Origin of the sequence: Olsenella uli (assembly GCF_901212675.1) — a bacterium.
Lineage (GTDB): Bacteria > Actinomycetota > Coriobacteriia > Coriobacteriales > Atopobiaceae > Parolsenella > Parolsenella uli_B.
In genome coordinates, this window is the sequence record NZ_CAAKOQ010000041.1 from 25,667 (window position 1) to 47,514 (window position 21,848).

The window sequence follows — 21,848 nt, forward strand, 5'->3', positions numbered from 1 at the left end:
GCGCCCGCCCCGTGCGGGAGCGCCATGAGAAGGGCCGGAGACGCGCTCCGGCCCGTGATGGCATTGGTGGGCGATGAGGGATTCGAACCCCCGACCTTAGGCGTGTAAAGCCCCTGCGCTACCACTGCGCCAATCGCCCGCGAGCATGGGAATCTTATCACATGAGAAAGTGATGCCACCCACCCGCGGCGCCGCGGGGCCGGCCTGCCCGGGAAGCGTCGCCGCCCGGACGCGACAAACGCCGGACGCCCTACCCGAGGCGCTCCACGCCGTCGCGCGAGACGCGGGCGAAGAAATGCGGGATGGGGGCCGGGGCCTCGTCGCTGATGTCGTAGGCGCCGCGCAGGATGCGCTCGCCCTCGTCGAGCCTGTCCTCAGTGGCGGCATAGAGCGTGGCCACGAGGTCGCCGGGCTCGAGGTGGGAGCCCGTCTTGGCCGCGAGCGCGATGCCCGCCGCCATGTCGATGCTGTCCTCCTTGGTGGCGCGGCCGGCGCCCAGGGCCACGCTCGCGATGCCGCAGCGCTCGGTGTTCATCGCAAAGACGTAGCCCGCCTTGGTGGCGCGCACCTCGCGCGAGCACGCCGGCTGCGCAAAGAGGGAGTAGTCGTCGAGCGCGCGGGCGTCGCCGCCCTGGGCCGCGACCATCTCGCGCAGCTTGGCGAGGCCCTCGCCGTTGGCTATCTGGCCCCGGGCCGCCACGCGGCACTCCTCGAGCGTTCCCCGCCCGGCGAGGTAGAGCATGTTGGCCGCGAGCTCCACGCAGGTCTCGGTGACGTCCTCGGGCGCCGTGCCCTTGAGCGTGTCGCACGCCTCCTGAACCTCGAGCGCGTTGCCGATGGCGTTGCCCAGGGGCCGGCCCATGTCGGTGATGAGGGCCACGGTGGTGCGACCCACCTCCTCGCCCAGCTCCACCATGCACTCCGCGAGCCTGATGGCGTCCTCGGGCGTCTTCATGAAGGCGCCGCTGCCGCACTTCACGTCGAGCAGGATCTTGTCGGCACCGGCCGCGATCTTCTTGCTCATGATGCTCGAGGCAATGAGCGGGATGGAGTCGACGGTGGCCGTGACGTCGCGCAGGGCGTAGAGCTTCTTGTCGGCCGGTACGAGGTTGCCCGTCTGGCCGATGACCGCACAGCCCACGGTGTTCACGATGTCGAAGAACCGCTGCATGTCGATGTCGACCGTGAGCCCCGGAATCGACTCGAGCTTGTCGAGCGTACCGCCCGTGTGACCTAGGCCGCGGCCGCTCATCTTGGCCACCGGCACGCCCAGCGACGCCACGATGGGCGCCAGCACGAGCGTGGTCTTGTCGCCCACGCCGCCGGTGGAGTGCTTGTCCACCTTGACGCCCTTGATGGCCGAGAGGTCGACCATGTCGCCCGAGTGGGCCATGTCCATGGTGAGCGTCGCCGTCTCGTGGGCGTTCATGCCCTCGTAGAAGATGGCCATGAGAAGGGCCGACGCCTGGTAGTCGGGAACGGTGCCGTCCACGTAGCCCTTGATGAAGAAGCTGATCTCCTCGTCGGTGAGCGTGCCGCCGTCGCGCTTCTTCTCGATGATGTCGTACATCCGCATGGTTGCGCCTTTCTCGCGCTGGGGGCGACTGGCGCCCGGGGCCTGCCGGGCTCCAGCCGCATATACGAGACGGGCCGCCCCGCAAGGCGGCCCGCATTCCCTCGTGCTGATGCCTAGTGGCTGTGCCCGCAGGCGGCCTTGGGGGCTGGCCTGCCCAGGTCCTCCGGGCCAAAGCCCATCGGCAGAATGTCGCGCAGGAGGTAGGTCCTCCACTCGCTGCCCGTGCGCCCCAGCACCACCTGGAAGGTGTCCGGGTCGCAGAGCTCGCGCATGACCTGGCGGCACACGCCGCAGGGCGCGCACCACTCACTCACGGGCCTGCCTTCCGGGCCGCCCACCACGGCGATGGCCACGAAGTCACGCACGCCCTCGCTCACGGCCTTGAAGAAGGCCGTGCGCTCGGCGCAGTTGCTGGGCGTGTAGGCCGCGTTCTCGATGTTGCAGCCGTGCCACACCCTGCCCGAGGCGTCGAGCAGCGCCGCGCCCACCGCAAAGTGCGAGTAGGGCACGTAGGCGCCCTCGCGGGCCTCGATGGCCGCGGCCACGAGCGCCCGCTCGTCTGCGGGCCGTGCGGCCCCGGTCGTCTCGGCCGCGTCCTCTGCCGTCCTTGCCATGGCGCCTCCTACCTGCTTCCCTTGACGTAGGGCACGCCGTCGGCCTTGGGCGCCACGGAGCTTCCCACGAACAGGATGAGCGTGAGAATGGTGATGACGTAGGGCAGCATCGAGAGGATCTGCGACGGGATGGGGAAGCTGCCGCCACCCAGCATGATCACGAGCGCCTGCGTGAAGCCGAAGAGCATGCAGGCGCCGTAGGTTCCCACGGGCTTCCACTTGCCGAAGATCACCGCGGCAAGGGCGATGAAGCCCTGGCCGGCGATGGAGGTCTGCGTGAACTGCGACACGATGGCGAGCGTCACCGAGGCGCCGCCAAAGCCGGCGAGCAGGCCGGAGACCAGCACGCAGGCGTAACGGGTGCGGTAGACGTTGATGCCGAGCGTATCGGCTGCGGCGGGGTGCTCGCCCACGGCGCGGATGCGCAGGCCCCACTTGGTGCGGTACAGCACGAACCACAGGATCACCGTGGCGACGAGCGCCAGGATGACCGTGATGTCGACGTTGAGGTTCGCGAACGGCGTGCCGGCGAGGCCGGTGGCGCCAAAGATGCGCGGCAGCGTGGTGACCGGCTGCGACATCGCGGCGCCCTCGAACATGTTGCGACAGGCGAAGAGCGCGATGCCGGGAGCCAGGAGGTTGATGGCCACGCCGGAGACCGTCTGGTCGGCGGCGAAGGTGACGGAGGCCAGGGCGTGCAGCAGCGCCACGAGCGCGCCACACACGCCGGCGAACAGGAAGCCCAGCCAGGGGTTGCCCGTGACCCAGCTGCCCGCCACGCCCGCGAAGGCGCCCACGGTCATCATACCCTCGATGCCGATGTTGGTGACGCCCGAGCGCTCGGAGATGACGCCTCCCAGCGCGCCGAAGACGAGCGGCGTGGAGTACGTGAGGGTGATGGCGACGAGCATGATGAGGCTATTGAGCATCGTCATCCTCCTTTCCGGCGGAAGCCGCGGCGGCCTTGGCGGCCTCCTCGGCCTGGAGCTTGCGCTTGCGCTCGATGCGCTCGGCCAGCATGGGCACGATACCGCCCAGCGCCATGAAGAACACGATGGTGCCAATCATGATGTTGATGATCTCGGTGGGGGCGCCCATAACCTGCTGGACCGACTGGCCGCCGTAGATGAGGCCGGCGAACAGGAACGACGCCGGGATGCAGCCGATGGGCGAGCAGCCCGCGATGAAGGCAACCGACAGGCCGTTGAAGCCGTTGTTCTCGAAGGCGGCCAGCGTGGAGATGGAGTGCGGCGAGGTACCCGTGATGGTAAGGGCGCCGGCAAGGCCGCAGAGCGCGCCCGAGATGACCATGCAGAGCACGACGTTCTTCTCGACGCTGATGCCGGCGAACTGGGCCGCGTCCTTGTTGAGACCCACGGCGCGGATCTCGTAGCCCACCTTAGTGCGCGTGAGCAGCCACCAGATGAAGACGGCCGCGACGATGGCGACGATGATGCCCACGTTCATGTCGGTCTTGACCAGCATCTCCCTGAACCAGGGGATGCCCGCGAGCGCGTTCATGCCCTCCTTGGAGACCTTCCAGTTGGGCAGCAACATCGTGAAGCTCGAGTCGTTCACCGGGATGGTGGCCGTGGAGTTGGCCTTGTGGAAGAGGTCGGTCTGCACCACGAAGTTGTTGAGGTAGAGGGCGATCCAGTTGAACATGATGCTGGTGATGACCTCATGGATGCCGAAGCGCGCCTTGAGCCAGCCCACGAGGCCGCCCAGCACGGCGCCACCCAGCATGCCCACCAAGATGACGATGGGAATCTGCAGCGGGGCAGGCAGGTTGATCTGCGAGCCCACCACCACGGCAAGGACGGTACCGGCGATGTACTGGCCCTCGCCGCCGATGTTGAAGAGGCCCGCCTTGTAGGCGAAGGCCACTGCGCTGCCCGTGAGCAGAAGCGGCGTCGCCTTGATGATGACGTTCGAGATGTACTTGGGCTTGCCGAAGGCGCCGTTGAACAGCGCCGCGAACGAGCCGATCGGGTCGTAGCCGGCGCTGGCCAGGATGACGGCGGCCACGCAGAAGCCAAAGAGTATGGCGATGACGGCCGAGGCGATCGGCTTCTTCAAGATCTTTGCTACCGGACTCATCTGCTACCACCTCCCGCCATGAGCAGGCCAATCTGCTGCTCGTCAACCTCGCCCTGCTTGAAGGAGCCCACGATCTTGCCCTCCGAGATGACCTCGATGCGGTCGGACACGCTCATGACCTCGTCGAGCTCGAGCGAGATGAGCAGAATCGCGGCGCCGCGGTCGCGCTCGCGCACGAGCGACTTGTGCACGAACTCGATGGCGCCCACGTCGAGGCCGCGGGTGGGCTGGATGGCGATGAGCAGGTCGGGCTCGCGCGAGACCTCGCGCGCGATGATGGCCTTCTGCTGGTTGCCACCCGACAGGTCGCCCGCGTGGATGTTCTCGCAGTTGTCCGGGCGGATGTCGTACTCCTTGATGAGGTCCTGCGTGTACTTGGTCATGGCCTGGTAGTCGAGGCGGATGCCCGTGCCGAAGCGCGCCTCGTCGTGGATGTCGAGCACCATGTTCTCGGCGACCGTGAACGGCAGCACCATGCCCCAGCGATGACGGTCGGACGGGATGGTGGCCACCGAGTGGTCGAGCACGTTCTTGATCGAGGTGTTCTGGACCTCGGCGCCCTTGATGGAGATGGTGCCCGACTCGGCCTTGGCCAGGCCGTCGATGGCATAGGCGAGCTCGGTCTGGCCATTGCCGTCGATGCCCGCGATGCCCACGATCTCGCCCGAGCGGACCTCGAGGTCAAGCCCCTTGACCTGCTCGATGCCGCGCTCGTCCTTGACGTGCAGGCCATGCACGGCCAGCACCACGTCGCCGGGGGTGGCGGGCTTCTTGTCGACCTTGAAGCTCACGTGGCGTCCCACCATCTTGGAGGCGAGCTCCTCCTCGCTCGAACTCGCCACGTCGACCGTGCCCATGTAGACGCCGCGGCGGATGATCGTGCACTCGTCGGCCGAGCTCATGATCTCCTTGAGCTTGTGGGTGATGATGATGATCGTCTTGCCCTTGTTCACGAGGTCATGCATGATCTCGATGAGCTTGTCGATCTCCTGCGGGGTGAGCACGGCCGTGGGCTCGTCAAGGATCAGCGTGTCGGCGCCGCGGTAGAGCACCTTGAGGATCTCGACGCGCTGCTGCATGCCCACGGAGATGTCCTCGATCTTGGCGTCGAGGTCGATGTCGAAGCCGTACTCGTCCGCGATCTGGGCCACCTTGGCGCGCGCCGCCTTGGGATCGAGGATGCCGGGGGCGCCGCACACCTCGTCGCCCAGCACGATGTTCTCGGTGACGGTGAAGTTCTCCACAAGCATGAAGTGCTGGTGCACCATGCCGATGCCGTGCGTGATGGCATCGGTCGGGCTCTGGATGTCCACCTTCTCGCCGTTGAGGAAGATGTCACCCTCGTCCGCCTGGTACAGGCCGTAGAGCACGTTCATGAGCGTGCTCTTGCCCGCGCCGTTCTCGCCCAGGATGGCATGGATGGACTGCTTCCTCACGTCGAGGTTGACGCCGTCGAGCGCCCGAAACGTGCCGAACACCTTGGTGATGCCGTGCATCTGGACCGCGTAGTCGGAACTGACCTCCATGTGCCACCTCCCTCTCTTAGCATGTGTCGGGGGACGCCCCTGGGAGCGTCCCCCGACGTAGTGGGAATATGTGCTTGCCGGCTTCCGAGCCTACGCCTTGAAGGAAGCCAGGTCGCTCTCGTTGGCGGGCGGCTTGATCTCGCCGCTCTTGATCTTGTCCTCAAGGGCGATGGCGTCGTTGTAGATCTCGTCGCCCATGATGCTGTGCTCCTCGGGAATGCCCACGCAGTCCTCCGTGGCGCCCAGGCTCACGTTGGTGCCACCCTCGATCTTGCCGCTCTGGAGCTGCGTGGAGACGTCGATGACGGCGGTGTTGACGCGCTTGAGCGCGGAGGTGATCACGTTTTCGGGAGCGAGGTAGGCCTGGTCGCGGTCGACGCCGATGGCGTACTTGCCGGCGTCCTTGGCGGCCTGGATGACGCCCGTGCCCACGCCGCCGGCCGCGTGGAAGACCACGTCGCAGCCGTCGGAGAACATCTTCTGGGCGATGGACTTGCCCTTGGCGGAGTCGGAGAAGGACTCGGCGTACTGGCTCTGGACCTCGACGTTCAGGCCCTTCTCGGAGTTGGCGTACTGGACGCCGGCCTTGTAGCCAAACTCGAACTGGTCGATGACGTCAGACGAGATACCGCCCACGAAGCCGACCTTGCCCGTCTTGCTGAAGCGGGCCGCGATGTAGCCCACCATGAAGGACGGCTCCTGCGCGCGGAACGTCACGCCGGTGATGTTGGCGGCGCCGGTGGGGTTGGCATTGTCGATGATGGCGAACTGGACGTCCGGGTTGGACTTGGCGCAGTTGCCCACGGCCTCGGCCATGGCAAAGCCGATGCCCCAGATCAGGTTGGAGCCGTCGTCGACCGCCTTGTCGAGGTTGGTGGCGTAGTCGCTCTCCTGCTTGGACTCCATGTAGCTGACGTCCCAGCCGTTGTCGGACTGGAGCTTCTGCAGACCCTCCCACGCGCTCTGGTTGAACGACTGATCGTTGACGCCGCCGGTGTCGGTGACCATCTCGATCTTGTAGCTGGCGCCGGACGCGGAGCCCGAGGTGGCAGCGGCGTCGCCGCCCGAGTTGCCGCCGCCACCGCAGCCCACGAGGCCGAGGCCGGCAACCGCTGCCAGGGCACCCATGCCCTTGATGAAGCCACGACGGGAGATGTTGCTCTTCATTGGTACGCTTCCTTTCCCTTGCGACCCGGCCTTCCGCACCGGGCCACCCTCGAGGCGGACTTCCGCCCCCTTATCAAACGGGCCGCACGGCCCGCCTCGTGCACATGCCTATGATGACACCGCGACCTCCAGGGCGACCTCCATCATTTGGGTGAACGACGTCTGTCGGTCCTCGGCCGGTAGTCCCTCGCCCGAGAGCGGCAGGTCCGACACGGTGAGCAGGCACAGCGCGTGCTTGCGCGCGCGGATGGCGTTGAGGTAGAGCGCCACGGACTCCATCTCCACCGCGAGCACGCCCATCGACGCCCAGCGCTCGTTGACCGTCTCGTCGTCGTTGTAGAAGACGTCCGAGGACAGCACGTTGCCAACCTTGTAGTCGTAGCCCAGGCGCTCGGCGGACTCGACGGCCTTGCGCAGGAGGCCAAAGTCGGCGATGGGGGCCAGCGTGCCCGGCATGCGGAACTGCGCGGCAAAGTTGGAGTCGGTGCAGGCGCCCATACCGATCACAAGGTCGCGCAGCCGGACGTCGGGCGCGAGGCCGCCGGCCGTGCCGATGCGAATGATGTTGTTCACGTCGTAGAAGTTGAAGAGCTCGTAGGAGTAGATGCCGATGGACGGCACTCCCATGCCCGAGCCCATGACCGAGACGGGCTTGCCCTTGTAGGTGCCCGTGAAGCCCAGCATGTTGCGCACCTGGTTGAAGCAGGTGACGTCCTCGAGGTAGGTGTCAGCCACGTACTTGGCGCGCAGCGGGTCGCCGGGCATGAGGACGGTCTTGGCGATCTGGCCCTCGGTCGCCTGGTTGTGGGGAGTGGGAGTCGCTGCCATGGCCTAGGCCTCCAGGATCTCGTCAAGGTGTGAGGTGCCGACGCCGAGCGCGGGCGCGCTCAGGTAGTCGAGGATGGTCGCCGAGATGTCGGCGAAGGTGGGACGGGTGCCCAGGTTGGTGCCGGCCTTGACGCGCGGGCCCGCGATGACCCAGGGCACGTACTCGCGCGAGTGGTCGGTGGAGGGGGTCACGGGGTCGCAGCCGTGGTCGGCACTGATCATGAGCAGGTCGTCCTCGCGAAGGCCGGCCAGCAGCTCTGGAAGCTTGCTGTCGAAGTAGGAGATGGCCCTGGCGTAGCCCACGGCGTCGTTGCGGTGGCCGTAGACCATGTCGGTGTCCACCAGGTTGGTGAAGCACAGACCGTGGAAGTCGCGCGCGGTGCGCTCGATGGTCTTGTCGATGCCCTCGGGGTTGCCGGAGGTGAAGACGTAGTCGGTCATGCCGCGGTGGGCGAAGATGTCGTAGATCTTGCCCACGGACAGCACGTCGTAGCCGTGCTCCTTGAGCTGGTCGAGCATGGTGGTGCCGGTAGGCTCGAGCGAGAAGTCGTGGCGGCGCGGGGTGCGCTTGAAGTTACTCGCATCGGTGCCCACGAAGGGGCGCGCAATGACGCGGGCCACACCGTGGTCGCCGGTGAGGATCTTGCGGGCGATGCGGCAGTACTCGTAGAGCTGCTCCACGGGCACGAGGTCCTCGTGGGCGGCGATCTGGAACACGCTGTCGGCCGAGGTGTAGACGATGAGGTCGCCGGTCTTGAGCTGCTCCTCGCCATAGGCCTTGATGACCTCGGTGCCCGAGTAGGGCCTGTTGCAGAGCACACCGCGCCCGGTCTGGCGCTCGAACTCCTCGATGACCTCGGGCGGGAAGCCGTTGGGGTAGGTGGGGAAGCGCTTGGGCGAGATGACGCCCGCCATCTCCCAGTGGCCCACGGTGGTGTCCTTGCCGGCCGACTTCTCGCGCAGACGGGCGAAGGCGCCCTCCGGGTGCGCGACGGGGGCGAGGTCGACGTCATAGGGGCTCTCGAGCGCGCCGTCGATGTTGAGCAGGCCGAGGCGCGTCAGGTTGGGGATGTCGAGGTACCCGCTCGTGGCGCAGGCGCACAGGGTGTTGCTTGGCTCGTCGTCGAAGTCCGGCCAGTCCGGCTCGGAGCCGATGCCGAAGCTATCGAGCACGACGAGGAAGACCCGTCGGTTGGTTCGCGAGGACTCGCTCATGTGGAGCCGCTCCTTCCTGGGGCGTACGTGTCCGCCAGTGCCGGTTGGCCCGGGTTCCGCAACGCTGCAGCGTAGGGTGGGTGGGATTGCGGCACTGGCTTGCTGGTCGCCTTGCGTTCTTAAGAAAAGTTTAGCCGACTGTCCCGATATTTCCATTCTGAAGACACTATTGCATCCAAGACGTAACGAACAGGCAGCATATCGTTGGCCCCCGCGAGCGGTGGCGAGAATCCCGCGAATGGTATGCGGCCTTTCAACTTCTGTTGATAATGCGAGCGCGCGCCATGCACGGCGTGCCGGCGTGCGTTTGGGAAGGTGCCCGGCAGGCGCGTGCTCCGCATCTGGGCGCACGGCCGATGCGCCCGGCCCGCCCCGCGGCCCCGCACGCGCATGCGAAGCGCACCTTAACCTCGCGCTCAACATCATCCAATGTCGTTCCCGCAAGCTCGCACGCGCATGCGAAGCGCACCCATCCGAAACACGCCACCCATCATGCGAGCACACGCATGCCCGCAGCCGTCACAACCACGGATCACTCCTCATTGAACGTAGCGTTTTCGGACACGTGACGTCACAAAACCCCAGTTGGCAGAAAGCCGCTTGTCCAAAAACGCTACAGTCACACATTCATGGGATTATGGACCTCACCCTTCTGCCGAACGTAGCTTTTTCGGACAAGCAGACCCGCAAAACTCCAGTTGGTTGAAGACCTCTTGTCCGAAACTGCTACAGTCGCGCATCCTCGGGGGCCCGGCCCCTACCGAGCGTAGCGTTTTTGGACAGGCGGCCTTGCAAAACCGCAGTTGGCGGAGAGCGCCTTGTCCGAAAACGCTACGTTCGGGGTGTTGGGGTCTGTGATGGGTGTCGGCTGCTCGGCGGCAATCAGCCGAAACACGCACGCAACCGAATCGCGCACGGGCGAGGGGCTTATCACGGGCGAGGGGCTAATCACGGGCGAGGGGTTTATCGAAGCGGACGCGGGCACAACCGCATGCCTTCACTGCCGTTTACCTGCGAATTCACCCTTTCTCCAGAGAGTGCTTTACGCCGCCCCACTCCCCTCGTATAATGCCTGTAGTAAAGAAATGATTATGGTTCTAAATCTTTGTTGATGTCGTTTCGACGCGGAGGCTGGGGCGCGGGGCCGTCAGGCACGAAGACCAGACCCCGACCGCGAAAGCCGGGCATCGGGCCAGCCACAATGACCGGTCACCCAACCCAGCACGCACACCAGACGACAGACCCCGACAAGGGACCAGGACAGACCCGCGGGCCCAGGGCACAGCCGGAACGGAGGCAGGATGGTCACCGAGCGCGAACGCCAAATCCTCGAGTGGATTCGCGAGGACCCCTCCATCAGCCAGAAGGAGATCGCGGAGCGGGCGAACATCTCGCGCTCCTCGGTGGCGGTCCACATCTCCAACCTCATCCGGAAGGGGGCCATCCTGGGCCGCCAGTACGTCCTGTCCGAGTCGCCCTACGCGGTGGTGGTGGGCGGTGCCAACATGGACATCGCCGGCAAGCCCTCCGAGCCGCTCGTGGCCCACGACTCCAACCCGGGCACGGTGCGTCTCTCCGCAGGCGGCGCCGGGCGAAACATCGCCCACAACATGGCCCTGCTCGGGTGCGACGTGAAGCTCATCTCGGCCTTTGGCGACGACGCACACGCCCGCGAGCTCATGGACGGCTGCCGGAACGCCGGCATCGACGCGCGCGGCTCGCTCGTGATCCCGGGTGCCACCACGTCCACCTACCTCTTCATCATGAACGAGGACGGCGACATGGAGCTCGCCATCTCCGACATGGCCATCTACGACCAGCTGCTCCCCGCCCACCTCGAGCGCAAGCTCGACATCATCGAGAACGCGGCCCTCTGCGTGGTGGACACCAACATCCCCGCCGAGAGCCTGCGCTGGCTTGCCGACAACGTCTCCGTGCCGCTCTTCTGCGACCCGGTCTCCACCGTCAAGGCCACCAAGCTCGACGGCATCGTGGGAAAGCTCCACACCCTGAAGCCCAACCGCCTCGAGGCCGAGGTGCTCTCGGGCGTCCCCATCACCGACGAGGCGTCGCTCGGGCGAGCCGCCAAGGCCCTGCTCGACACGGGCCTTAAGCAGGTCTTCATCTCGCTCGACGCGCGCGGGCTCTACTGCGCCAACCACGAGCGCGCCGAGCTCCTCCCCATCATCAGGAGCCAGGTGACCAACGCCACCGGCGCGGGCGACTCCATGATGGCCGCCATCGCCTGGGCCTTCCTCGGCGGCGAGGACCTCGAGGGCCAGGGGCTCGCGGGGCTCGCCACCTCGTCGATCTGCGTAGAGTCGCCGGCGACCATCAACACCAACATCTGCGCCGACGCCGTCCGCAAGCGCATGGCGCAGGCAGATGCGGCGACCACGTTGCCCTCCCCCGCCACGCCCATGGCGGCCGCGGCCTCGTAGGCAGCCGGGCGCCCCGGCCAGCTGCCCCGGCGCCCACCAAACCAGGTTCCACTCGCGCGTCGCACGCTGGCGCGCGCCCGTACGTCAAGGACAGCACGACACGAAAGGACACACATGAAGGAGCTCAACAAGTACCTCGACATCGCCCCCGAGGTCAAGGAGGCCCTCGACGCCGGCAAACCCGTCGTCGCCCTCGAGTCCACGATCATCTCGCACGGCATGCCCTACCCGCAGAACGTCGAGACGGCCCTCAAGGTCGAGCAGATCATCCGCGAGAACGGCGCCACGCCGGCCACTATCGCCGTCATCGGTGGGCGTCTGCGCGCGGGCCTCTCCAAGGACGAGATCGACTACCTTGGCAAGAAGGGCCACGACGTCACCAAGGTGTCCCGTCGCGACCTCGCCGTGGTGTGCGCGCGCGGCATGGACGGCGCCACGACCGTGACCACCACGATGATCATCGCCCACATGGCCGGCATCGAGGTCTTCGCCACGGGCGGCATCGGCGGCGTGCACCGCGGTGCCGAGAAGACCATGGACATCTCCGCCGACCTCGAGGAGCTCGCCAACACGCCGGTCATGGTCATCTGCGCCGGCGCCAAGTCCATCCTCGACCTGGGCCTCACCCTCGAGTACCTCGAGACCCACGGCGTGCCCGTGCTGGGCTACCAGACCTCCGAGCTGCCCGCGTTCTACACGCGCCACTCCGGCTTTGGCGTCGACTACGAGGTCGACTCGCCCGAGGACCTCGCCAAGATCTTCCACGCCAAGCGCGAGATGGGCCTGCGTGGCGGCGTGCTCGTGGGCAACCCCATCCCCGAGCAGTATTCGATGGACAAGGCCGTGATCGACAAGGCCATCGACGAGGCCATCGCCGAGGCCAACGAGAAGGGCATCCACGGCAAGGAGACCACGCCGTTCCTGCTTGCCAAGGTGGCCGAGATCACCGGCGGCGACTCGCTCGAGTCCAACATCGAGCTCGTCTTCAACAACGTGCGCCTGAGCGCCAAGACCGCCGTGGCCCTGCGCAACATCGAGGACTAGCCGAGGGACGGCCGGCACCCGCCGCGCCGGTTGCGGCATCGTCATCGACCGTGCGGGCCTGGGGCGGCTCGACGCGGAGCTCAGGCACGAGCTTGAGTCGAACCTGCCGCATGGCACGAGAGAGAAGGAGTAGCCCATGGCCACGCCCGAAGACGTGACGAGCATCGTCACCTCGAGGAAGCTCACCTACAAGCAGAAGAAGCTGCACCTGGCCCAGAGTGCCGAGAACAGCGTGAGTCCCATCAAGACCACCAAGCGCTTCGACTACTTCTTCGAGAACCACGCACTCGACGACATGAGCGAGGGCAACGCGCCCTACCGGCCGCGCTACATCCTGCCCGACTACGAGCGCTTCGTCGAGAACGGCTCCAAGTTCCTCAAGCTCGATGCCCCCAAGGACCTCGACGACCTGCTCTGGGGCCTTGCGATGGTCTACGACAACGTGCCGTCGGTCACGAGCCGCCCGGTCTCGGTGGGTCAGCTCGACCGCATGATCGACCCCTTCCTCGCGGGCGTCTCCGACGAGGAGGCAAAGGCCAAGCTCACGCGCTTCCTCACCTACATCGACCGCACGGTGGCCTCCGGCTACTGCCACGCCAACATCGGCCCGGAGGAGACCCGCGCCGGCAACCTGTTGCTCGAGGTCGAGGCCGAGGTCCAGAACGCCGTGCCCAACTTCACGATGAAGTACGAGGCGGGCGTGACCCCCGATGACTACGCACGCAAGGCCATCCGCTGCGCTATGAGGTGCGCCAACCCCGCGTTTGCCAACCACGCCATCCACAAGCACACCTACGAGGGCGACTACCAGGTCGTGAGCTGCTATAACGTGCTGCCCTACGGTGGCGGCGCCTATTGCCTCGACCGCCTGCTGCTGCCCGGCATGGCCAAGCTTGCGACGAGCGTCGACGACTTCATGGACAACGTCCTGCCCGAGGCGACGCTCGAGCTGTGCAACTACATCAACCAGCGCATCAGGTTCGAGGTCGAGGAGTCCGGGTTCTTCGACACGGATTGGCTCGTCACCGACGGCCTCGTGCACCGCGACCGCTTCGTGGCCATGTTCGGCCTTGCCGGCATGAGCGAGTGCGTGGCCACCCTGCTGAACCTGCACAACGGGCGCGCCTACGGCACCGACCCCGAGGCCAACGCCCTGGCCGACCGCATCTGCGCGAAGGTCTACGACCTGGTCAACGGCTTTGACGCGGTGTACTCCGAGGCCGCGGTCGGGCGCTTCACCCTGCACGCGCAGGCCGGCTTCGGCGACCAGATGGGCGTCACACCGGGCGTGCGCATCAAGGTGGGCGACGAGCCCAAGGTCTTCTACGACCACATCCGCCAGGCCGCGAGCCTGCACAAGTACTTCAACGCCGGCGTCTCCGACATCTTCCCCGTCGAGCCCACGGCCGAGGGGAATCCCGACGCCATCCTCGACGTCATCAAGGCGGCGTTCGCCATCGGCGACAAGTACCTCTCGTTCTACTCGTCCGACTCCGACCTGGTGCGCATCACGGGCTTCCTCGTGAAGCGCTCCGAGATCGAGAAGTACGCGCGCGGCGAGGTGGTGCTGGCCGACACGTCGCATGACGGCGAGGGCAACTGGCGGGCGAACGACCTCGGCGACCGGACGGTGCGCCTGTAGGTCGTCGTCAGAAGGGCGGGCAGGGCGTACTCCCAGCTCAGACAGCTCCGCTTGGTGCGGAGAACTCGCTGGGCCCGTACGCCCCGCCCGCCTGACGCGGTTACGAGGCTGGGCTTCTCTTTTTTCTTGTTGGGAGTTCCTTGGATGTCTGCGCATGTGCCGGTGAACAATGTCATTCCGTTCTCCTTGGTGGACGGGCCGGGTGCGCGGTGCTCCATCTTCTTGCAGGGGTGCAACATCCGCTGCGCCTACTGCCATAACCCCGAGACGCAGCGGCTTTGCGTAGCTTGTGGCGAGTGCGTCCGGGCGTGTCCGGCGCACGCGCTCGCCATCGACGCCGGGGCGGTGACCTGGGACGCGGACGCCTGCTGCGCGTGCGACACGTGCATCGGGACGTGCCGCCACCGCTCGAGCCCGCGCATCCGCCACCTCAGCGCCGAGGAACTGTATGCCGAGGTACGCGGCTTCATGCCCTTCATCCGCGGCGTCACCACTTCGGGCGGCGAGTGCATGCTCTACCCGGAGTTCCTGCGCGAGCTGTTTGCCCTTTGCAAGGGTGTGGGCCTGGGTTGCCTCATCGACTCGAACGGCACCATCGACTTCGCCCAGCACGAGGAGCTGCTCTCGCTTGCCGACGGCGTGATGCTTGACGTGAAGGCCTGGGACGACGACTGGTTCGTGCGGCTCACCGGCACCGACGGGGTGATGGTGCGCAAGAACCTCGCCCAGCTCAGCGAGGCCGGCAAGCTTGCCGAGGCGCGCGTCATCGTGACGGATGGCTGGAACGACCCGGAGGACGCCGTGCGCGGCATCGCGGCCACCGTGGGCAGTCGCGTGGGCTCCACGCGACTGCGTCTCATGCGCTTCAGGCACTTTGGCGTGCGCGGCGAGATGGCGAACGCCCCCTCGCCCACGGACGAGCGCATGGCTTCCATCGAGCGCGAGGCCCGAGGCCTTGGCTTTGGCGAGGTCGTCGTCTCGTAGCCAATGAGGCTGTTGATGGCTTGCAAGGCCTCAGGCTACGACCCGAATGGCGTTGGGCAGCCACGTGCGAGGTGCGTTGCAACGGAGTGATCGGCCGCAGGTGACAGCCGATAGCCCACGAGGCATCGTCGGGCGACCGCAAGGCGCCATCCGGAGCGAACAACCGCCAGCCCGCAGCCCGCAGCCCTCACCCCCGCAATCGCCCGCGCGTATACTGGTGTCCATGAACACTCAGCCTGAAGTCGCCTGTCCCGCCGGCGCAGCCACCAGTCCCAGCCACCAGCCACACACGAGCCTCTCCAAGCTCGTCGAGCTCCTCGACGAGCGCGGCATCCTCGCGGGCGAGCGCGAGCTCGCGGCCGACACGCCCGTGACCGGCGCCGCCTGCGACTCGCGCTTCGTGCAGCCGGGCAACGTCTTCTTCTGCAAGGGACGCGCCTTCAAGCCTGCCTACCTCGCGTCCGCGCTCGAGAAGGGTGCCGTGGCCTACGTCTGCGAGCCTGCCCGCCTGAACGAGCTTGCCCAGGTGGCGCAGGGTGCACCCGCCATCGTCACGAGCGACATGCGCACCGCGATGGCCCTCGTCTCCGCCGCAGCGTTCGGCCACCCCGACCGCGCGCTTCCCCAGGTGGGCATCACGGGCACCAAGGGCAAGTCGACCTCGGCCTACATGCTCAGATACATCATCGACGCCGCAAACGGACGCAAGACCTGCGGCGTCATCGGATCCATCGACACCTACGACGGCATCGAGGACGCCGAGTCGACCAACACCACGCCCGAGGCCCCCGACCTCTGGCGCCACCTCGCCAACGCACGTGACGCCCGCCTCGACGCCATGGTGATGGAGATCTCGAGCCAAGCGCTCAAGTACGACCGCTCACTGGGCGTCGAGCTCGACGTCGCCGCCTTCCTGAACATCGGCACCGACCACATCTCGCCCGTCGAGCACCCCACGTTCGAGGATTACTTCGCAAGCAAGCTCAAGATCTTCCGCCAGGGTCGCGCCGCCGTGGTGAACCTCGGCAGCTCCCACATCGAGCGCATCCTGAGCTCGGCGCAGGGCGAGAACTTCGAGGGCAAGGTGCCCACGCTCGTGGCCGTCTCCGCGCAGGGCCCCGACCCGGTCGAGTGCGGCAGCTGCGACATGGCCTTCCCCGACATCTGGGCCACCGACGTGCGCCCCGAGGGGTCGCGCCTCACGTTCGTGGCACATGGCTCGGTAGGCTCTGCCAACGGCTCAAGCACCAAGGTTGCCGCCACGACCGACGAGGCCTGGCAGCTCCCGGTCACCATCAACTTCCCGGGGCTCTTCAACGTGGAGAACGCGCTCGTGGCCATCGCCTGCGCCAAGCTCCTCGGCATCTCGAACGAGCATGTCGCCGCAGGTCTGGCGGCCTGCCGCGTGCCCGGCCGCATGGAGCTCGTGGGCAGTCCCGACGACCAGGTGGCCTGTGTGGTGGACTATGCCCACAACACCCTCTCCTACCAGAGCTTCTTTGCCTCGATGGCCAAGGAGTTCCCGGGCAGGCGCATCGTGGCGCTCATCGGTGCCCCGGGCGGCAAGGCCTACGAGCGGCGCGTGGAGCTCCCGCGCGAGGCGGCGCGGTGGGCCAGCCACATCGTGGCCACCGAGGAGGACCCGGCCCACGACTCCAACGAGGACGTCTGCCGTGAGATGGACGACAACGTTCCCGCAGGCGCCACGCTTGCCGACGGCACGCCCGTGACGCACGAGTACGTGCTCGACCGCCAAAAGGCCGTGGCCCGCTGCCTCGACGTGGCGCTCTCCTACGGCCAGCCCGCCCTTGTGTGCCTGCTCGGCAAGGGCGACGAGACCCTCATCCACCGAGGCGACCGCTTCGAGCCCATGATTCCCGACGCCGAGGCCTTCCGCCAGGCAGCCGCCGCACGCGGGCTCAGGCTCAGCTAGCCCCCAGCTCGTACCCACGCGGCCGCCGGGCGGGCGGCCGCAGCCATGTCAGCCCGCGCCCAAGGAGGCCCCATGCCCACCAGCCACCCCACGTTCCCGACGCGTCCAACCGGCGAGCTTGCGGAGCGCCTGCGCAAGGTGCGCTACGTCATCACCGACGCCGACGGCACCATGTTCACCGGCGCCAAGGCGACGGTGAACACCGCCGGCGAGCCGTCGGCCGAGCTCGTCGAGACGCTCGTGGAGCTCACGAAGGCGGGCGTGGGCGTCATCCCTTGCACCGGGCGCAACCGCGCCATGATCCAGGAGGACGCGCGCGTGCTGGGCTTTCCCGGCTGGATCGCCGAGATGGGCGGCGTGCTCTGCACCCGCCAGTCGAGCAACCCTGAGTGGCACTACTTCACGGGCACGATGCCCTACGACGAGGCGAGCGGCAAGACCCCGCATGATGTCATCTGCGAGACGGGCGTCATCGACGAGGTGCTCGCGCGCTGGCCGGGACACCTCGAGACCTACCACGATAACGGCATCGGCTTCGAGTATCGCGAGGTCACGGTGGCGCTGCGCGGCGACGCCCCCGAGGACGACATCCAGGACATGCTCGACCACTCGGGCCTGCCGCTTTATCTTTCGGACAACGGCATGGTCAACCACATCTCGGGCGCGAGCGAACTCGTCTGCGACCACGCGCACCCCGAGGGCATCCACACCTACCACATAACGCCCGCCGGCGTGAGCAAGGGCTCGGGCATCCTGCGCTTCATCGAGCTTGCCGGCCTCGAGCCCGACGAAGTGCTTGGCGCCGGGGACTCCCCCGCCGACTGCGTGATTGCCGACGCCGTGGGCACGTTCCTGTTCATGTGCAACGGCCTTGGGCACGAACGCGCCAAGGAGGAGCTGGCCGCCCGCGACAACATCCTCATCTCCACCAAGCGCGCGACCGACGGCTGGGTGGCCGCCATGCGGGGGCTACTCGCGGCGAAGGAGTAGCTGAAGGTCCGGCGCCCGGCCTCCGCGGTCTTCAAGGACGTGCGCCCTCGCCTACAGTTTGATGGGAATCCACTGTTCGTGGTCGCAGATCCAGGCCTCGGTCTCCTCGACCTTGGGGAAGGCGAGGGTCGGGTCGTCGGGCCCGTCGTAGTGCTCGCCCAGGCCCTCGAGGTGCTCGAAGCCGGCGCGCCGCACCTCGTCGCTCACGGGCGCGCGAAGGTCCACGCGACCGCGCAGCACGAGCCAACCATGGCCCGGCCACCACGACGTGGCCTCGAACCAGGGGTTCTCCTCGAGCTCGTCCCACACGTCCTTGGTCGTCGCGGTGCAGAGCCTGAGCGCCCCGTCCTCGATCGCCGCGTACGAGAAGGGCCGCACGTGCGGCCGGTGGTCCACGCTCGTGGCGAGGTACCAGGCGCGCACCGACGTGAGGTAGCGGAGCACGAGCTCGAGGCCCTCTTCCTGGGGATGATTCGTCGCTGGCATGCCAGCCTCCATCTCTGTCGAAGTCGAACGGGCGGCACCGAGCGCGCCAACGCTACCCGGCCAGTACGTTTGCCGCCACCACGGCCGCGAGCAGCACCACCATGACGGCGCAGCCCACGGCGTCGCGACGCGCAAGGCGCAGCGGATGCAGCTTGGTGCGTCCCTGCTCGCCATGGTAGCAGCGGGCGTCCATCGCGGCCGCCAGCGTCTCCGCGTGGCGGAACACGCTCGCGAACATCGGCACCGCCACCGACGAGAGCGCCCGCACGCCGCGCAGCGGGCTGCCCGAGAGCCGCGCGCCGCGCGAGAGCTGCGCCGCATACGTCGCGCGCATCTCCCCCGCGAGCTGGGGCATGAACCTGAGTGCGATGCCCAGCATCATGCCAAGCTCGTGCGCCGGCACGCCCACGCGCGCAAGCGGGGCAAGCAGGTGCTCGAAGGCAGTCGTGAGGTCGAGCGCGGTGGTCGTGAGGGTTACGAGCGACATGCCCGCCATCATCGCCGTGAGGCGCACGACCGTGGAGAGGCACGAGCGCAGGCTGCCCTCGCTTATCTGGAAGACGCCCCACGACCACAGCGTCTCGCCGGCCTGGTCGGTGAACAGCCTGAGCACGCACACGAGCACAACGATGGGAAGCATGGGCGCAAGCGATCGCAGCGCACGGCCGGCCGGTATGCCCGCCACGCGGTACAGCGCGACGACAAAGAGCGCGAGCACGGCAAGCGCCACCGGTGCCTGCCCCACGAGCGACACGATGAGGAAGCAGAGTCCAAGCGCGAGCTTGGCGCGCGGGTCCATCCGATGCAGTGGGCTGTCGCCAGGCCAGTAGCTGCCAAAGGAGAAGGCGTCCGTCATGCAACCTCCCCCAGCATCGGAGCGAGCGCCCTGGCAAGCGAGGCCACCGAATAGAGGCGCCCCTCGGCAAGGGGCACGCCCCGGGCGCGCAGGGCCTCCGCCATTCGCTGGGCACTTGGCACACCAAGACCAATGCGCTGCAGGTCAGAACCTTTAAGGAAGACCTCATTGGGCGTTCCCTCGAGCGCGACGGAGCCCTCGTTCATGATGACGAGGCGCGAGCAGAGGCTCGCAAGGTCGTCCATGTCGTGCGACACCATCACCACGGTGAGGCCCTCCTCGTGCAGCCGCGCGATGAGCGAGAGGAACGAGCGCCTCGACGCCGGATCGAGGCCGGCCGCCGGCTCGTCGAGCACGAGCACCTCGGGCTCCATCGCGAGCACGCCGGCAAACGCGACCCGGCGCTGCTGGCCGCCCGAGAGGTCGAACGGACTCTTCTCGCGCACAATGGCCGGGTCGAGCCCAACCTGGCGAAGCGAGCGCTCGGCGCGCCGGGCCACCTCCGCCTCGTCGCAGCCGAGGTTCCGCGGGCCAAACGCGACGTCGTCGAAGACGGTCTGCGCAAAGAGCTGGCGCTCGGGGTACTGGAAGACCACGCCGACACGCGCGACCACGTCCGCCGAGGCGCCCTTGCGAGCAAGGTCCTCGCCAAACGCGCACACCGTACCCCGCGTGGGATGCGCGAGACCGTTCATCTGCTGCACGAGCGTCGACTTGCCCGACCCCGTGTGCCCCGCGATGCCGAGGAACTCGCCGCGGCGCACCTCGAGGCTCACGTCGCTCAGCGCCCAGACGGCGTCCGGGTCGTTGCCCCAGGCTGCCCTGCCCCGCCGCGAGAGGCGGCCGTGCAGGAGGCGCCCGTGCTCCTTGGGAGGCTTGTAGCTGAACCAGACGTGGTCGAAGCTGATGAGCGCGGAGGATGGGTCAGCTGGGCCAGCCGTGGAACCTGCAGACTCCCCGCCAGCGGCGATATCATGCCCAGCAGCGACGATGCCACTCCGGGCAGCCCTCGTCGCGAGCTGCTCCACGAGCTCGTCCTCGCGCACGCGGGGCTCCACGCCGCGCACGCCCTCCTCGCGCAGCGCAAGCGCGAGACGACATGCCGGCGGCACCTCGAGCCCCAGCTCGTCGAGCTCGTCTGCGCGGGTCAGGACCTCCTGCGGGGTCCCCTCCATGCGAATGCGGCCAGCGTCGAGCACGACGACGTAGTCGGCCTCGGCCGCCTCGGCCATGATGTGGGTCACCATAACGACGGTCATGCCCCGCCCGTTGAGCTCCCGGACGACCTTCATGAGGCCGTCGCGCCCGCGCGGGTCGAGCATGGCCGACGCCTCGTCCAGCACGAGCACCTCGGGGTCCATCGCAAGCGCCCCCGCAATGGCGACGCGCTGCTTCTGGCCACCGGAGAGCGCGTTGGTCTCGTGCCGCTCGAAACCCGTGAGCCCCACCTGCACGAGCGAGCGCCGCACGCGGGCGCCCAGTTCCTCCGTCGGCACGCCCAGGTTCTCGGGGCCAAACGCCACGTCGTCCTCGACGAGCGTGGCCACGAGCTGGTCGTCCGGGTTCTGGAACACCATGCCCACGCGCGAGCGCACGTCGTAGACGTACTCGGGATCCGACGTGTCGAGGCCGTCGACCGCAACGCTGCCCGAGTCGGGGACCAGAAGCGCGTCGAGGTGCTTCGCGAGCGTGGACTTGCCCGAGCCGTTACCGCCAAGCACGCACGTGAGGCTGCCGCGAGGAACGGAGAGGCTCACGCCGTCGAGCGCGAGCCTCTGCCGGTCGTACGTGAACGTGACGTCCCCGCAGGAGATGATGGTCTTGGGACCTGGCGCCACTCGCATTACTCCTTGCCCTGGACCTGGTCCTTCTCCGGGGTGATGGAGTTGGAGATCGCCTTGTAGACGCCCAGCGTGATGAGCGAGTTGAGGAACGTCTTGAGGAGGTTGAACGGAATGAGCGCCGGGACCACGAGCGGCAGCACCGCGTCGGGCGTGCCGTACCAGAAGGCCACGCCGATGGTGAGGTTGGCGACGACGGAGGCAACCGTGGCCACAACCATCGAGAGGACGAGGCCGCCGATGGCCGCCTTGTACGTGCGGCTCCGCGCGTAGATGATGGCCGCCGGCAGGATGTAGCCGAGCGTGGCGACGATGTTCATGAGCGAGCCGACCCACCCGCCGGTCAGAAGGCCGTGGAGCACGGTGATGAGCACGCCCACCGCGACGCCGGGGCCCGCGCCAAAGGCGAAGCCCGCCACCATGGCCGGGACGAGTGACGGGTCGTACGTGAGGAACGCCGCAGCCGGGAAGATCGGGAGTGCCACGAACGAGAAGATGGCACCGACGGCAACGAGGAGCGCCATGGTCACGAGTTGCCTCGTGCTCCACCTGTTCGTGTTCTCGACGTGGATGTGTGCGGACTGCGCAGACTGTTCAGACATGAG

At 67.4% G+C, this 21,848-nt stretch carries 18 protein-coding genes and 1 tRNA gene; 6 read left to right on the forward strand and 13 right to left on the reverse strand.

Annotation, left to right across the window (positions count from 1 at the left end):
• Positions 1 to 64: 64 nt before the first annotated feature.
• The 9 genes from EFAMC1_RS06350 to EFAMC1_RS06390 all read right to left on the reverse strand — a co-directional run bounded on the left by EFAMC1_RS06350 (position 65) and on the right by EFAMC1_RS06390 (position 9,026).
• Positions 65 to 139 (reverse strand) — tRNA-Val (locus tag EFAMC1_RS06350).
• A gap of 111 nt (positions 140 to 250) precedes the next feature.
• Positions 251 to 1,576: a pyrimidine-nucleoside phosphorylase gene (locus EFAMC1_RS06355; protein WP_187324586.1), complete on the reverse strand. Its 1,326-nt coding sequence runs from the start codon at positions 1,574 to 1,576 to the stop codon at positions 251 to 253.
• Positions 1,577 to 1,689: 113 nt separating this feature from the next.
• Entirely contained in the window at positions 1,690 to 2,190 is a 501-nt protein-coding gene (locus EFAMC1_RS06360; protein WP_154053469.1) for a cytidine deaminase, read from the reverse strand.
• Positions 2,191 to 2,198: 8 nt separating this feature from the next.
• Positions 2,199 to 3,119, reverse strand: a complete 921-nt coding sequence (locus EFAMC1_RS06365; protein WP_154053470.1) for an ABC transporter permease — start codon at positions 3,117 to 3,119, stop codon at positions 2,199 to 2,201.
• The gene (locus EFAMC1_RS06370; RefSeq protein WP_154053471.1) at positions 3,109 to 4,290 is read right to left on the reverse strand and encodes an ABC transporter permease; all 1,182 of its coding nucleotides are present in this window, start codon (positions 4,288 to 4,290) and stop codon (positions 3,109 to 3,111) included. Before EFAMC1_RS06370 ends, EFAMC1_RS06365 begins: the two co-directional genes overlap by 11 nt.
• The gene (locus tag EFAMC1_RS06375) at positions 4,287 to 5,816 is read right to left on the reverse strand and encodes an ABC transporter ATP-binding protein (protein WP_154053472.1); all 1,530 of its coding nucleotides are present in this window, start codon (positions 5,814 to 5,816) and stop codon (positions 4,287 to 4,289) included. The genes EFAMC1_RS06370 and EFAMC1_RS06375 overlap by 4 nt, the downstream gene beginning before the upstream one ends.
• Before the next feature lie 90 nt (positions 5,817 to 5,906).
• Positions 5,907 to 6,983: a BMP family protein gene (locus EFAMC1_RS06380; RefSeq protein ID WP_154053473.1), complete on the reverse strand. Its 1,077-nt coding sequence runs from the start codon at positions 6,981 to 6,983 to the stop codon at positions 5,907 to 5,909.
• A gap of 108 nt (positions 6,984 to 7,091) precedes the next feature.
• Complete coding sequence (deoD, locus tag EFAMC1_RS06385; RefSeq protein WP_154053474.1) at positions 7,092 to 7,811, reverse strand: purine-nucleoside phosphorylase; 720 nt, start codon at positions 7,809 to 7,811, stop codon at positions 7,092 to 7,094.
• Positions 7,812 to 7,814: 3 nt separating this feature from the next.
• On the reverse strand, positions 7,815 to 9,026 hold the full coding sequence (locus tag EFAMC1_RS06390; RefSeq protein ID WP_154053475.1) for a phosphopentomutase: 1,212 nt from the start codon (positions 9,024 to 9,026) through the stop codon (positions 7,815 to 7,817).
• A gap of 1,301 nt (positions 9,027 to 10,327) precedes the next feature.
• On the opposite strand from EFAMC1_RS06390, the gene EFAMC1_RS06395 reads away from it, so the two are divergent.
• From EFAMC1_RS06395 to EFAMC1_RS06420, 6 genes are all read left to right on the forward strand, one after another.
• Positions 10,328 to 11,467, forward strand: a complete 1,140-nt coding sequence (locus EFAMC1_RS06395; RefSeq protein WP_154053476.1) for a PfkB family carbohydrate kinase — start codon at positions 10,328 to 10,330, stop codon at positions 11,465 to 11,467.
• Between the two features lie 114 nt (positions 11,468 to 11,581).
• Positions 11,582 to 12,511, forward strand: a complete 930-nt coding sequence (locus EFAMC1_RS06400) for a pseudouridine-5'-phosphate glycosidase (RefSeq protein ID WP_154053477.1) — start codon at positions 11,582 to 11,584, stop codon at positions 12,509 to 12,511.
• Positions 12,512 to 12,647: 136 nt separating this feature from the next.
• Complete coding sequence (locus EFAMC1_RS06405; RefSeq protein WP_154053478.1) at positions 12,648 to 14,153, forward strand: YjjI family glycine radical enzyme; 1,506 nt, start codon at positions 12,648 to 12,650, stop codon at positions 14,151 to 14,153.
• Positions 14,154 to 14,297: 144 nt separating this feature from the next.
• The gene (locus tag EFAMC1_RS06410) at positions 14,298 to 15,137 is read left to right on the forward strand and encodes a YjjW family glycine radical enzyme activase (RefSeq protein ID WP_154053479.1); all 840 of its coding nucleotides are present in this window, start codon (positions 14,298 to 14,300) and stop codon (positions 15,135 to 15,137) included.
• Positions 15,138 to 15,360: 223 nt separating this feature from the next.
• Positions 15,361 to 17,070 (forward strand): Mur ligase family protein, encoded by a 1,710-nt coding sequence (locus EFAMC1_RS06415; protein WP_154053480.1) that lies wholly within the window; start codon positions 15,361 to 15,363, stop codon positions 17,068 to 17,070.
• 72 nt (positions 17,071 to 17,142) lie between these two features.
• Positions 17,143 to 18,060 carry an HAD-IIB family hydrolase gene (locus EFAMC1_RS06420; protein ID WP_154053481.1) on the forward strand — a complete coding sequence of 306 codons (918 nt, stop codon included), beginning with the start codon at positions 17,143 to 17,145 and terminating at the stop codon, positions 18,058 to 18,060.
• A gap of 51 nt (positions 18,061 to 18,111) precedes the next feature.
• On the opposite strand, the gene EFAMC1_RS06425 is transcribed toward EFAMC1_RS06420, so the two are convergent.
• Genes EFAMC1_RS06425 through EFAMC1_RS06440 form a run of 4 tightly spaced genes read right to left on the reverse strand, consistent with a single transcriptional unit; the run spans position 18,112 to position 21,845 of the window.
• Positions 18,112 to 18,546, reverse strand: coding sequence for a pyridoxamine 5'-phosphate oxidase family protein (locus EFAMC1_RS06425; RefSeq protein ID WP_154053482.1), 435 nt, complete (start codon positions 18,544 to 18,546; stop codon positions 18,112 to 18,114).
• A gap of 52 nt (positions 18,547 to 18,598) precedes the next feature.
• The gene (locus EFAMC1_RS06430; protein ID WP_154053483.1) at positions 18,599 to 19,402 is read right to left on the reverse strand and encodes an energy-coupling factor transporter transmembrane component T family protein; all 804 of its coding nucleotides are present in this window, start codon (positions 19,400 to 19,402) and stop codon (positions 18,599 to 18,601) included.
• On the reverse strand, positions 19,399 to 21,240 hold the full coding sequence (locus EFAMC1_RS06435; protein ID WP_261981804.1) for an energy-coupling factor transporter ATPase: 1,842 nt from the start codon (positions 21,238 to 21,240) through the stop codon (positions 19,399 to 19,401). Before EFAMC1_RS06435 ends, EFAMC1_RS06430 begins: the two co-directional genes overlap by 4 nt.
• A 5-nt stretch (positions 21,241 to 21,245) precedes the next feature.
• Complete coding sequence (locus tag EFAMC1_RS06440) at positions 21,246 to 21,845, reverse strand: ECF transporter S component (protein WP_261981805.1); 600 nt, start codon at positions 21,843 to 21,845, stop codon at positions 21,246 to 21,248.
• Between the last annotated feature and the right edge of the window lie 3 nt (positions 21,846 to 21,848).

Coding starts and splice junctions, on each gene's coding strand:
- EFAMC1_RS06440 (WP_261981805.1), bottom strand. CDS start 21,845: ATGTCTGAACAGTCTGCGCAGTCCGCACACATCCACGTCGAGAACACG.
- EFAMC1_RS06410 (WP_154053479.1), top strand. CDS start 14,298: ATGTCTGCGCATGTGCCGGTGAACAATGTCATTCCGTTCTCCTTGGTG.
- EFAMC1_RS06380 (WP_154053473.1), bottom strand. CDS start 6,983: ATGAAGAGCAACATCTCCCGTCGTGGCTTCATCAAGGGCATGGGTGCC.
- EFAMC1_RS06420 (WP_154053481.1), top strand. CDS start 17,143: ATGCCCACCAGCCACCCCACGTTCCCGACGCGTCCAACCGGCGAGCTT.
- EFAMC1_RS06355 (WP_187324586.1), bottom strand. CDS start 1,576: ATGCGGATGTACGACATCATCGAGAAGAAGCGCGACGGCGGCACGCTC.
- EFAMC1_RS06395 (WP_154053476.1), top strand. CDS start 10,328: ATGGTCACCGAGCGCGAACGCCAAATCCTCGAGTGGATTCGCGAGGAC.
- EFAMC1_RS06365 (WP_154053470.1), bottom strand. CDS start 3,119: ATGCTCAATAGCCTCATCATGCTCGTCGCCATCACCCTCACGTACTCC.
- EFAMC1_RS06400 (WP_154053477.1), top strand. CDS start 11,582: ATGAAGGAGCTCAACAAGTACCTCGACATCGCCCCCGAGGTCAAGGAG.
- EFAMC1_RS06405 (WP_154053478.1), top strand. CDS start 12,648: ATGGCCACGCCCGAAGACGTGACGAGCATCGTCACCTCGAGGAAGCTC.
- EFAMC1_RS06375 (WP_154053472.1), bottom strand. CDS start 5,816: ATGGAGGTCAGTTCCGACTACGCGGTCCAGATGCACGGCATCACCAAG.
- EFAMC1_RS06390 (WP_154053475.1), bottom strand. CDS start 9,026: ATGAGCGAGTCCTCGCGAACCAACCGACGGGTCTTCCTCGTCGTGCTC.
- EFAMC1_RS06360 (WP_154053469.1), bottom strand. CDS start 2,190: ATGGCAAGGACGGCAGAGGACGCGGCCGAGACGACCGGGGCCGCACGG.
- EFAMC1_RS06430 (WP_154053483.1), bottom strand. CDS start 19,402: ATGACGGACGCCTTCTCCTTTGGCAGCTACTGGCCTGGCGACAGCCCA.
- EFAMC1_RS06415 (WP_154053480.1), top strand. CDS start 15,361: ATGAACACTCAGCCTGAAGTCGCCTGTCCCGCCGGCGCAGCCACCAGT.
- EFAMC1_RS06425 (WP_154053482.1), bottom strand. CDS start 18,546: ATGCCAGCGACGAATCATCCCCAGGAAGAGGGCCTCGAGCTCGTGCTC.
- deoD (WP_154053474.1), bottom strand. CDS start 7,811: ATGGCAGCGACTCCCACTCCCCACAACCAGGCGACCGAGGGCCAGATC.
- EFAMC1_RS06370 (WP_154053471.1), bottom strand. CDS start 4,290: ATGAGTCCGGTAGCAAAGATCTTGAAGAAGCCGATCGCCTCGGCCGTC.